This window comes from Streptomyces sp. NPDC046881, from assembly GCF_040645015.1.
In the GTDB taxonomy this organism is placed as follows: domain Bacteria; phylum Actinomycetota; class Actinomycetes; order Streptomycetales; family Streptomycetaceae; genus Streptomyces.
The window spans coordinates 40,361-52,045 of the sequence record NZ_JBEYXJ010000057.1 but is presented as its reverse complement, the minus strand read 5'-3'; the positions used below and the strand labels follow the sequence as shown (position 1 = coordinate 52,045).

At 74.7% G+C, this 11,685-nt stretch carries 10 protein-coding genes; 7 read left to right on the top strand and 3 right to left on the bottom strand.

Features of this window, described 5'->3' with window-relative positions; genetic code table 11:
• Window positions 1-327 precede the first annotated feature (327 nt).
• Together ABZ923_RS25010 and ABZ923_RS25005 are read left to right on the top strand one after the other, a co-directional pair.
• Window positions 328-453, top strand: a complete 126-nt coding sequence (locus tag ABZ923_RS25010; protein ID WP_361475602.1) for a hypothetical protein — start codon at window positions 328-330, stop codon at window positions 451-453.
• A 59-nt stretch (window positions 454-512) separates the two neighbouring features.
• Window positions 513-1,262, top strand: coding sequence for a hypothetical protein (locus tag ABZ923_RS25005; RefSeq protein ID WP_361475600.1), 750 nt, complete (start codon window positions 513-515; stop codon window positions 1,260-1,262).
• Here ABZ923_RS25005 and ABZ923_RS25000 read toward each other — a convergent pair.
• Window positions 1,244-2,233 (bottom strand): acyl-CoA desaturase, encoded by a 990-nt coding sequence (locus ABZ923_RS25000; RefSeq protein ID WP_361475598.1) that lies wholly within the window; start codon window positions 2,231-2,233, stop codon window positions 1,244-1,246. The two genes, ABZ923_RS25005 and ABZ923_RS25000, sit on opposite strands and share 19 nt — an antisense overlap.
• A 239-nt stretch (window positions 2,234-2,472) precedes the next feature.
• On the opposite strand from ABZ923_RS25000, the gene ABZ923_RS24995 reads away from it, so the two are divergent.
• Window positions 2,473-4,641 carry a hypothetical protein gene (locus ABZ923_RS24995; protein WP_361475596.1) on the top strand — a complete coding sequence of 723 codons (2,169 nt, stop codon included), beginning with the start codon at window positions 2,473-2,475 and terminating at the stop codon, window positions 4,639-4,641.
• Window positions 4,642-4,675: 34 nt separating this feature from the next.
• Window positions 4,676-4,936: a hypothetical protein gene (locus tag ABZ923_RS24990; protein WP_361475594.1), complete on the top strand. Its 261-nt coding sequence runs from the start codon at window positions 4,676-4,678 to the stop codon at window positions 4,934-4,936.
• Window positions 4,937-4,946: 10 nt separating this feature from the next.
• Here ABZ923_RS24990 and ABZ923_RS24985 read toward each other — a convergent pair whose 3' ends face one another.
• The gene (locus ABZ923_RS24985) at window positions 4,947-6,569 is read right to left on the bottom strand and encodes a peroxidase family protein (RefSeq protein ID WP_361475592.1); all 1,623 of its coding nucleotides are present in this window, start codon (window positions 6,567-6,569) and stop codon (window positions 4,947-4,949) included.
• A 154-nt stretch (window positions 6,570-6,723) separates the two neighbouring features.
• Window positions 6,724-8,007 (bottom strand): cytochrome P450, encoded by a 1,284-nt coding sequence (locus tag ABZ923_RS24980; RefSeq protein ID WP_361475590.1) that lies wholly within the window; start codon window positions 8,005-8,007, stop codon window positions 6,724-6,726.
• Between the two features lie 131 nt (window positions 8,008-8,138).
• Here ABZ923_RS24980 and ABZ923_RS24975 point away from each other — a divergent pair, with 131 nt between their 5' ends.
• The 3 genes from ABZ923_RS24975 (at window position 8,139) to ABZ923_RS24965 (ending at window position 11,139) form a co-directional block, all read left to right on the top strand.
• Window positions 8,139-8,804, top strand: coding sequence for a lysophospholipid acyltransferase family protein (locus ABZ923_RS24975; RefSeq protein ID WP_361475588.1), 666 nt, complete (start codon window positions 8,139-8,141; stop codon window positions 8,802-8,804).
• A 123-nt stretch (window positions 8,805-8,927) separates the two neighbouring features.
• Window positions 8,928-10,175, top strand: coding sequence for a beta-ketoacyl-[acyl-carrier-protein] synthase family protein (locus ABZ923_RS24970; protein ID WP_361475586.1), 1,248 nt, complete (start codon window positions 8,928-8,930; stop codon window positions 10,173-10,175).
• A 28-nt stretch (window positions 10,176-10,203) separates the two neighbouring features.
• A complete protein-coding gene (locus tag ABZ923_RS24965; RefSeq protein WP_361475584.1) occupies window positions 10,204-11,139 on the top strand; it encodes a fatty acid desaturase in 936 nt (311 codons plus the stop codon).
• Window positions 11,140-11,685: the final 546 nt, after the last annotated feature.

Genomic DNA, 11,685 nt, shown 5'->3' with positions numbered 1-11,685 from the left:
GCCTCGGTGGCGGCGACCGCGACCATCGCGCCGCCCGGCGCCAGGGCCTGCATCAGCCGGGGTGCGGCCGCAGGCACCTCCACCGGCCAAGGCGCCGCCACCACAGGCGCAGCGACCGGCGGCGCGGCAACCGGAACCCAGTCCACGGGCGGCGAAGCGACGGGCGGTCAGTCCACCACCGGAGATGGCGCAACCGGCGGCGAAGCAACGGACGGTCAGTCCACCACCCCCTCCACCTCTTCCTCCCGGACCCCCTCCTCCCGCACCCCCTCCTCCCGCACCCCGTCCCCCCGCACCCCGCCCCAGCGCCCCCCGAACGCCTCCATCATGTCCCGCTTCATCCGTCCCGGCGGCGGGCCCACGGGGCTCGGGCTGCTCGCGATGCTGCTGCTCCTGCTGATCCCGGCCGCACTCGCCGCGGCTCTCCTCGGCTCGCGGCGCATCGGCAAGTAGGCGGCAGGCAGGGACCGTTCACGCACCGAAGCACACCGAGACGACAGGAGTCCGAGCCGATGATCGAGACCTTCGCGGTCGTTGTGGGGATCGCCATGGTCGCCGCGGGCATCGTGGTGGTCCGGCACCACTACTGGCCCCCCGCGCCGGACGAGGAACCCCGCGAGGACGTCGCCGAGTACATCTCCATGATGGTCGGCGTGCTCTACGCCCTCGTCCTCGGTCTGTCGATGGTGTCCGTGTGGGAGACCCGGTCCGGCGCGGTCGGCCATGTGCAGGCGGAGGCGAGCGCCGCCCACCAGATCCGGCTGCTGTCCGCGGGACTGCCGGCGCTGGAGGGGGAACGGACCCGGGACGCCGTCGACGCGTACGTGCACCACGTCCTGTCCGCCGAGTGGCCCGCGATGACGCAGGGGCAGCCGCCGGGCGCGCGCGGCTGGGAGCTGCTGAACGACCTGCGGGCGGCGGGCCAGGTCCCCGCCGGCGCCACCCCGGCCCAGCAGGCCACGCTCCAGGAGACCCTGGCCCAGCTGAGCGCGCTGGACGACGCCCGGCGCGGCCGGGAGGCGGACGTGGCCGACGCCCTGTCCCCCGTGCTGTGGTTCGGGCTGATCGTCGGCGGTGTGCTCACCGTGGTCTTCATGTTCATGTTCGGGGTGCGGCGGAGCCTCACCCATGTGGTGATGGTGATGGGCCTGACGGCGCTCATCACCTTCACCGTGCTGCTGGTCTACCAGCTCAACCAGACCTTCACCGGCATGTTCGCCGTCGACTCCGCCCCCTTCACCCGCTACTTCACGGGCAGCTGACGGTGCGGCACCCTGCCCGCCGCCTCCGCGCGCAGCCGCCCGGTGATCCGCCGCTCGTCCGGCCACCGTACGTCGTACGCCCAGCCCCACCGCTCGAACCGGGCGATCAGCCACGCCGTGAGATCCGGCTGGCCGCGCAGCCCGCCGTGCCGGGCGCTGTTGGGGTCGGCATGGTGGAGGTTGTGCCAGCCCTCGCCGAAGGTCAGCAGCGCCACCCAGCCCACGTCCCGGGACTGGTCGCGGGTGGTGTAGTGGCGTGGACCGAAGGCGTGGGCCACGGAGTTGACCGACCAGGTGACGTGGTGGACGACGGCGTACCGGACCAGGCTCGCCCAGAAGAAGGTGATCAGCGCCGACCGGGCGTCCTGGGTGACCGCCAGGACCAGCACCGGCGGCAGGCCCAGGGAGACGGCGACGGTCAGCGGATACCAGCGGTCCAGGCGGCGTACGTCAGGGTCGGCGAGCAGATCGGGGGCGTAGCGCGGGTAGTGGGAGCGGACCCCCGAGGAGAACCAGCCGACCTGGGCGTGCCACAGCCCTCTGAGCAGCGCCCGCCGGCTGGTGCCGAACTTCCACGGCGAGTGCGGGTCGCCCTCCCGGTCCGCGTACTGGTGATGCCGCCGGTGCTCGGCCACCCACAGGGTCACCGGGCCCTCCAGGGCGAGACCGCCCGCGACACCGAGGGCGAACCGCAACGGTCGTTTCGCCTTGAACGACAGGTGGGTGAAGTACCGGTGGTAGCCGGCGGTGATGCCCATGATGGACAGCGCGTACATCCCGGCGCCGAGGGCCACGTCGTACCAGCGGGGCCCCCAGCCGCCGGCCAGGGCGACGGGCAGGGCCAGCGCCAGGACGGCCAGCGGGAGCACCACGATCGTGAGCAGCGTGTTGGTGCGCAGCGGCACACTGACCGGGACGGTGTCGGGGAGCGGGGAGCCCAGGCCTTCGGGGCGTTCGGGGGACAGGGTCACGGGGCGCCTCCCACCAGGGGAGGCGCGGGAATACGGGGGGTCATGTGCGGCGATTATGCGGCAGCCATATGCCCGTGCGGCCCAGGCTCGGCGGGCCGTACGGCACCCGGCGGCATCCTCTACCTGGATGGATGAAGGTGCGGGCGGGGACGCCCTGGCCGACCATGGGAGCGAGGCCGCGCCCCCCCCCGACGCGGCCGCAGCCCTGTCGCTGAGTGGCCGAGCCGAGGGAGTGTCGGATGCGAGCGGACGGCAGCGCACCCGGACGGCCGGCGCCGGACGGCCAGGACGCCAGGGAACTGCTGCGCCGGTGCGCGCGGGACGTGGTCGGCGTCGCCGAGGGCATCCGCGCGGTGTCCGAGCGCACCAGCACGGCGCTGTTCGCCCCGGACCTGACCGCCTCCGCCCGCCGCCGCCCCCGTACCGGTCTCGCCGCCCGGTGGGCGCTGCTGCGGGCCCTGACGAACAAGCAGGGTCTCGGCGGTTCAGCGATCACCGCACCGAAGGGCATGGGGCATGTGATCGGCGCCGCCGGGGAGGTGCTGGGCCGGGAGAGCCTGGCCGCGCTGGTGGCGGTCACCTCGCTGCGGCTGCGGATCACCGCCGTGCTGGTCGACCACCCCGAGTTCGAACGCGACCCCGGCATGCGCCGGCTGACGGAGGCCGTCACCGCCGACAAGGACCTGGCGGCCGTACGCTCCCTGCGTGCCCTGTTCCGCGACCAGGGGGCCCAGCGCGCGCTGTCCGGGCTGGCCCCGGTGATGGCCGAACTCCTCGCGATCCGCGCCCTGCTGGACGAGGACCCCAAGAACGACGAGACCGGCTGGGCGCTGGCCACCGGCCGCGAGCTGTCCGCCGACCCGCTGCACGGCGTCAGCGCCGCGCATCTCGCCGGCATGGACAAGGGCGAGGGCGCCGCCGAGGCCGTCGACCTGACCGACCAGGAGCGCCAGGTCATCGCCCCCGAGGGCTCCTTCCTCGGCTTCCTGCGCAACATCGAGATGCTCTCCACCGACGGGCGGATCCTGCTGCAGAACGTGCGCGGTCCCGACGGCGTCGTCCGGTACGTCCTCCAGGCGCCGGGCATGGCACCCGGCCGCCCCCGCAACGACTCCCCGCAGGACTTCGTCGGCGCCTGGCGCAACCTGTTCATGACCGACTCGCCGTACACCCGCTCGATCCTGCTCGCCCTGGCGGACTACGGCATCCCGCGCGGTGCCGACCTCGCGCTGATCGGGCACAGCGAGGGCGGCATCGCGCTGATGAACCTGGCCCAGGACGAGGAGTTCTGCCGCACCTACCGGGTCACCCACGTCATCGCCGTCGGCTCCCCGGTCGACAACAAGAAGCCCGCCGACCCGCGTACCTGGGTCGCCAGCATCACCAACCAGCACGACATCGTGCCCGTCCTCGACGGTCGCGGCGCCGGCTCCGCGTTCGACCCGCATCCGCACTGGTACGAGGTCGACTACACCGGTCCCACCCATGAGTTCCCGCTGTGTCACATGCTCCGCGAGTACATCGAGCACCTCAGGACCGTGATCCCCGAGGCCCGCGAGCGCGTCGACGAGGCCCTCGCCCCGTACCGGGGCCCCGTCGTGCGCACCCAGGCCTACCAGCTCAAGGACCGCGCCAACCCGCCCGAGGGCTACCCCTTCCTCACCCTGCCCACCACCTCGGTGCCCACCGCGGCCGGCCCGGTCGACGTGCCGGTGCGCTACTACGACTCCTCCGCCGCCCACCTGTGCTTCCCCGTCGACGCGGACACGGCCCGCGGGCTGCTGCCCGACGTCACCTGGATGACGCCGAGCCGGCTGGGCCGGAGCGCCTTGGCGGTGCTGTCGCTCTACGAGCACCGCTGCACCACGATCGGCCCGTACACCGAGATCGCCCTGTCCGTGCTGGTCGACGATCTGTGGCGGCCCCGCCCCTACGACGTCGCGCTGGACCTGCTGCGCCGCGTCGACCTGCGCCGCACCGGCCGGCACGTGCTCTGCCTCGCGGTCACCAGCGAGGAGGCGAGGGTCGTCGGCCAGGAGATCTGGGCCCAGCCGGCACTGCGGGTGACCGCCGAGGCCGACCTGATGGGCCGGGAGATCGGCGTCCGCTCCCCGGACCTCGGCATGACCGTCGACGGCCGCCTCGGGCACGGCGTGCGCTGTCCCGAGGCCGACTGGATCCTCTACGGCCGCCGCGGCGAGAGCACGATCCGCACGCTGGTCCGCACCCACGGCAGGCTGCGGCTGCACACCGGCGCCGGCATCCGGCTGCGGCTGGACACCGCGGCGGCCGAACCCCTCGCCGGGCAGCTGCGCCGGCTCGGTCTGGAGGGGACCCGGCCCCGGTTCGTCCTCACCTGCCCCCAGTTCATGCAGCACCGCAGCGCCGGCGCCGTTCTGCCGCGCTGACGCCCCCACCCCCAACCGCCCGCGGGAGCACGCCATGGTGACCGAGTCCGCCGCCGTCACGTCGTACGACACCGAACTCCTCGACCGCATCGTCTCGTTGCGGTCGGACGCCGAGCTGATGGAGGAGTACGCCCGGCGGCTGCGCGGCACCGCGGCCGTCCTGGACGGCTGCCCGGCGGGTCCCGCGTGGAGCCGGCCCGCACTGGAGCGGCAGGCCGCCGCCTGCGTCACGGCGGCGGAGCAACTGCGCACCGCCGCCGAGGCGTTGCTCGCGCACGCGCGAGCCGGGGGCTGAGTCGCCGGCCTCAGCGGGCCGCGGCGGCCCGGGCGTCGGCCGCGCTCCGGCCGAGCGACACGTCGTAACGCGCTGTGTGCTCCGGCAGGTTGCGGTGCACCAGGTCGGAGAAGCTGCGCGTCTCGCGGACGACCTGCAGGCCCTCGGGGGAGAAGGTGGCCGGCCCGAACAGGCGGGGTGAGAGCAGCGGGTTGTTCAGCGCCTCGGAGAACGCGTCGACGGAGATGATGCGTTCGAGCAGCCGCCCGAAGATCGCGCCGGGCTCCGGCTCCTCCGCGAACAGCCCGACGTACAGGTCGATCGCGTCGACGTCGCCGTACATCTCCAGCAGCGCCTCCCGGACCCGCGGGTCGCCGGAGATCTGCCGCGGGTCGGTGACCCGGGGGAAGCCGTAGTAGGCGCGGTAGTCGTTGTACGAGGCAAGCCGCAGCTCCCGGCCGACGGCGACACTGTGCGCCTCGATCGGCAGCAGCAGCTCGTCGGTGTTGAACAGGCCGGACAGACCGGCGGGCTGCCGGGACAGGTCCTCGAAGAGCGGGCCGAGCCCCCGCTCCACCACCAGCCGCCCGTTGGCGATGGTCCGCGCGAGCGGCACCGGACGGCCGGCGATGGTGTACGTCGACGGGATCAGGCTGTGCCAGCGGTAGACGAGACTGAACTCGATCGTCGCCCAGTTCTCCCGGTGCCACACCCCGCGGTCGGTGCGCACCGGATCGAGGACGAAGCCGAAGTGGTACGGCGTGATGTGGTTGATGTACTCCTCCAGCATCACCCGGATCATCAGCACGATCAGCGTGTTGCGGGTGGTCTGGAAGATCCGCTCGTCGTCCCAGTCCGGATGGGCGGCGGCGAGGATGCCGGCGACCCGGTTGTGCTCCCGCAGGAACAGCACGTTCAGCGCCATCGGCCCGATGTGCGCGTGCACGCGCTCCCCGCCGCACGCGAACAGCGTGTCCAGGAACTCCTCGGGCACCTCGTCGAACCGGACCGGCCGGATGGGCCGGAACTCGTCCGTGATCCGCCCGTCCGCGCACAGGGCGGGCGGGAACTCCGCCCCGTCGATGATCCGGCTCTTCAGCCGGCCGCCCTCGAAGGTGCGCAGACAGGCGGTGACCTCCTCGCGGTCGCCGTACAGCTGGCACATGTCCAGGGTGTGCGGCGAGTCGGTGCGCCGCGGGTCGCCGGTGGCCGCGTGGCCGCGCAGGAAACCGTCGGTGAACCACTGCGCGAACGCCGGCAGCAGCGCGCTGGACCGGGTGCAGGAGCGGCCCTCGCCCTCCCGGCGGAACAGCTCGGCGACCTTCTCCGGGGCGGGCAGGCCCCGCGGCGGCGCGGCCACCGGCGGCAGGTGCCGGCCCACCCACGAGCGGTCGGTCAGCGAGTCCCAGGAGGTGTACGGGGCCTTGGTGCTGAGGGGGTTGGGGCGCGTCGGCGCCTTCAGCACGGCCAGGTCGGTCAGCTTGGAGTTGAGCCTGCGCTGCAGCCACCGGCTGCGCTGGGCCGCCTGCCAGGCCGGGCGGTAATGGGTCAGCAGATGCGTCTCGAAGCGGTTGCGCGCTCCGTCCCGGGACCTGTCCCGGGCCCCGGTCCACGGCACGGTCCGGGTCCGGGGCGGACGAGTGGTGACGGTCATGGGTCCTCCGGTCGGTTCGCGGGGCGTGTCCCGGTGCCGCGACGCGGGTCACGGCCGGGCCGCGCGCACACGCGGGTCGTGGTCACGCTCGGGTGGGGGCGCGGTGGGGTCGTCGTCCCGGCCGGGCAGCGGTCACCGCCGGGCCGGGTGGGGGTCAGCTCGGGGCCACGGCGGGACGGCCCGAGCGCACCGCGTAGTGCTGCGGGAACGGGGTGCCCGCGTAGTCCAGGGCGCGTTCGGCGCCGGGCAGCGGGCGCACACCGGGGCGGAGCAGCACGCGCCGCACCAGCTCGGGCACGATCACCTGGGCCGCGTACCTGCCGACGCAGTCGTGGGCGCCGTAGCCGAGGACGAGGTTGTGCGCGGGCGGGCGGCCGGGCCGGAACTCGGCCGGCGCGTCGAGCACCTCCTCGTCGAACATCGCCGACGCGAAGCAGGCCAGCACCACGCTCTTGGCCGGGATCACCGTCTGCCGCGGGGTGCCCGCGGCCAGCACGTGGTCCCGCAGGCACAGCCGGGGCGTGACCGGCACGAACGGGTGGAAGCGCAGCGCCTCCCACACATAGGCGTCGAAGCGCGCCGGGTCGCCCTCGCGCGCCGTGCGCACCGCCTGGGCCAGCACCTCGGGACGCACCGCGAGTTCCTTGAGGGCGGTCGCCGTGCACTGGGTGGCATTCTGCTGATAACCCGCCAGATAGCCCACCAGGTTGGCGTTGATCCGCTCGTCGTCGAAGCCGTACTCGGCGGGCAGCCGGGTGCGCAGCATCCTGCCCAGGACGTCCTCGGGGCCGCCGTCGTGGGCCGTGTCCCGACGGCGCTCGATCAACTCGGCCACCTCGTCGTGCAGTTCGCGCCCCGCCGCCACGCCCGCCGCGTGGATCTCCGGGTCGCGGTCGGGGTTGACGGCGAACGCCCACTGCATCCGGCGGGTGCACGAGTGCAGCGTCTCCTCCGCGATGCCGGTGAACCCCAGATAGGCGACGGCGACCCGGGCGGCGGCCACGCCGGCGTAGTCCTGGATCAGGTCGAAGGTGTCGGCGCCCCGGGCGGTCACCTCGTCCAGCACCTCGTCGGCGATCCGCGCGGTCAGCTCCCGCACCCGGGGCGCGTCCTCGGCAGCGAGCATCAGCTGCCCGTACCCGCGCTCCCGCCAGTGCACGTCGCCGCCGTCCCGGGCCAGCATGAACGGTGCGCCGAGCACGTCCTCCAGCGCCGGGCCGAACACCCCCACGGTGAACGTGCCGGGCGCCGACAGCACCTCCAGGACATCGGGGTACCGGGTGACGAACACGCCGACGGGCGTGCTGAACACCGGCCGGCGGGCGCGCAGCTCGGCGAAGAGGGCCGCCCTGCCGGACGCCATGGTCGTGCGCAGCAGCGCCACCCGCTGCGGGACGTCGTCCTCCGGGATCGCGTCGTACGCGGCGAGAAAGTCCATGACGGCCATTCAGCCACCGGCCCGCGGGCACCGCACGTCAAACAGGCATTCGGGGCAGAATGGGCGGGAGTGCGAACGCGCCGCCGGAGACGACCGGCATCCGGGGCGGACACGGCGGAGAGGAGTGCCCGATGCTGTCCGCATGGGCCGGGGCCCTGGTGCCCGTCTTCAGCGACACGAGCGTGAGCGGCACCGGCCACCTGGAGCCGCCGCCCGGCGGCGGTTACCTGATGGCCGCCAACCACACCTCGTTCTTCGACCCGGTGCTGCTCATCGGCACCCTGCACCGGCTCGGCCTGCGCCCCGCCGTGCTCGCCACCGCCGGGCTGTGGCGGGTGCCCCTGCTGGGCCGGGCCCTGACCCGGGAGGGGTACGTGCCCGTCCACCGGGGCAGCCGCCGCGCCCCGGACGCACTGCGGCACGCCGCCGACGCCCTCGCCGCCGGGCGCGGTGTGCTCATCTACCCCGAGGGCGGCCTGCCCCGCTACCACGCCTCCCACGACCGCCCGCCCGGCCGGCTGAAGTCCGGGGTGGTCCGGCTCGCCCTGTCCACCGGCGCCCCGGTGATCCCGGTCGGGCACGCGGGCGCCCGCCGGGTCTCCTCCGGCAGCAGCGCCAAGCAACTCGCCGGCTGGGCCACCGCGCCCGTGCGCCGCCCCCGCGTGCACGTGCACATCGGCCCCGCCCTGCGGCTGGACACCTCCGACCGGCCGCTGGACGACCTGGAGGCCGCGCTCGCCGGAGCCTGGTCCAGCGCGGTCGGCGCGCTGGACGACGGGGCCGCCGGGCGGCACTGACCCGCTCCGGCCCGCCCCGCGCGCATCCGCGTTCACGCATCCGGGTGGTAGCACCCGCCGACCTGGGCCGAACGAGTTGCGGCGGCCCGGAACCGCTCCCCGCGGCCCGGATAATCACGCCTCATGCAGCAGGTGAGAGCAGGCGCGCGGCGGGCCCCGGTCGCCGTCACCGGACTGGGCATGGTCACCCCGGCCGGCATCGGCCGGGACGCGGCCTGGGCGGGCCTGTGCGCCGGGCGGTCCACCGCCACCGCCGACCCCGCCCTGGACGGGCTGCCCGTGGCCTTCTCCTGCCAGGTGCCCGGACTGGACGCGGCCGGCCTGCTCGGGCACCGGCTGGCCCGCCGGCTCGACCGGTTCACGACCTTCGCGCTGCTCGCCGCCCGCGAGGCCGTCGCCGGCGCCGGACTCGTCCCCGCCGGCTGGGACGGCGCCCGGGTCGGCGTGGTGATGGGCGTCGGCACCGGGTCCATGCAGGGCTGGCAGGCCGAGTTCGACCGGCTCGCCGCCCACAGCCCCGAACGTGTCTCCCCGCTCGCGCTGCCCCGCAGCGTGCCCAACATGGCCGCCGCCGAGATCGCCCTGGACCTCGGCGCGCTCGGCCCCAACATGGTCGTCAGCACCGCGTGCGCCTCCGGCACCAGCGCGCTCGGCCTGGCCCGGGACTGGCTGCTGTCCGGCCGCTGCGACCTGGTCCTGGCCGGCGGCAGCGAGTCGGCGCGGCTGCGCATGACCGCGGCCTGCTTCGCCCAGATGCGGGCCCTGTCCCGCCGCGCGGACACCCCGGACGCGGCCTCCCGCCCGTTCGACCGGGACCGCGACGGCTTCGTCCTCGGCGAGGGCGCCGCCGTCCTCGTCCTGGAACGCACCGAGGACGCCCGCGCCCGGGGCGTACGGCCCGAGGCCCTGCTCGCCGGGTTCGGCGCGTCCTGCGACGCCCACCACTTCACCGCCCCGCACCCCGGCGGCGACGGCGCCGCCCGCGCGCTGACCGGCGCTCTCGCCGACGCCGGCCTGGCCCCCGAGGACATCGACCACGTCAACGCGCACGGCACCGCCACCCCGCAGGGCGACGCCGCCGAGCACAACGCCCTGCACCGGGTCTTCCGCCGGCCGCCGCCCGTCACCGCGGTCAAGGGCACCATCGGGCACGCCATCGGGGGCGCCGGGGCCATCGAGGCGGCCTGCACCGTGCTCACCCTGCGCCACCAGCTCGTCCCGCCCACCGCCAACCTGGACACCCTCGATCCGGCGATGGACCTGGACGTCGTCACCAAGGTGCCCCGTCCGTACCGGATACGAGCCGCCGTCAGCAACTCCTTCGGCTTCGGCGGCCAGAACGCCGTGCTCGCCTTCACCGCCGTCGACTAGCCCGGCCCCCGGCCGAGAAAGGGTCGCCATGTCCTCGGAGTTCTCCGGATCCACCCCGCTGGCGGCCGGCGGGCGGTCCTGGCCCACCGGCGAGCAGCTGATGGTCGGGGTCTTCGTCGCCGTACCGTTCCTCGCCGTGCTCGCCGCCGTGCCGCTGGCCTGGCGGCACGGGCTCAGCCCCGCGGACCTCGCGCTGGCCGTCGCCTTCTACGTGGTCAGTGGGCTCGGCATCACCGTCGGGTTCCACCGGCACTTCACCCACGGCTCGTTCAAGGCCAGGAGGCCGCTGCGGATCGCGCTCGCACTGGCCGGCAGTCTCGCCGTGCAGGGCCCGCTCCTCACCTGGGTGGCCGACCACCGCAAGCACCACAAGTACTCCGACCGGGACGGCGACCCGCACTCGCCCTGGCGGTACGGCCACTCGGCCCGCGCCCTCGCCAAGGGCATGCTCTACGCCCACCTGGGCTGGCTGTTCGAGACCGAGCACGCCTCGCCGCGGACCTACGCGCCCGACCTCGTCCGCGACCGCACCCTGATGCTGATCTCCCGGCGCTTCGGCGTCCTGGTCCTCGCCTCCCTCGTCCTGCCCGCCCTGCTGGGCGCGGCGCTGACCCGGTCCTGGCAGGGCGCGCTCACCGCGTTCTTCTGGGCCGGGCTGGTCCGCGTCTGCCTGGTCCACCACGTGACCTGGTCCATCAACTCCATCTGCCACGCGTCCGGTTCCCGCCCCTTCCGCAGCCGGGACCGCTCGGGCAACGTGTGGTGGCTGGCCCCGCTCTCCTTCGGCGAGTCCTGGCACAACCTCCACCACGCCGACCCCACCAGCGCCCGGCACGGCGTGCTCACCGGCCAACTGGACGCCAGCGCCCGCCTGATCCGCTGGTTCGAACACCTCGGCTGGGCCTACGACGTCCGCTGGCCGAACCACCACCGGGTGACGGCGCGCCGCAGGGAGACCGCGTGACCGGGTGAGGTGCCGGCGGGTCGGGCGGAAGCCCCGGGCCGATGGTCGGCCGAGCCGACACCGGCTCCCGCGGGGAGGCACCGGCGGGCCGGGCGGAAGTGGGCCGCCGGCGCGGTGAGGTGTCGGCGGACCGGACGGAGATCCCAGGCCGATGGCGGGCCGGCCGACACCGGCCCCCGCAGGGGAGAGGCACCGACGGGTAGGGGGAGGCGGCCGCTCGCGGTGAGGTGCCGGCGGGTCGGGAGGAAGTCCCAGGCCGGTGGCTGGGCGAGGCCGGCCCTGACGCCCCCGCCTGGGTGAGGCACCCGGCGGGCTGGGTGGAAGGTGTTCCGGTGGCCGACCGAGCTGGCGTCGGCGCCCCCGGGCGGGGGAGGGGGGCGCAGGTTAGGCGGGAGGCGGTCGTTCGCGGGGGCCGAGGTTGGCGGGCGGGCTGGGCGGAAAGCGATCCGGTGGCCGACCGAGCCGGTGTCGGCGCCCCCTCCGGGCTGGGGAGGGGTGGCGACAGGTCAGGAGGGAGGCGGCTGTTCGCGGGGGCCGGGTTGGCGG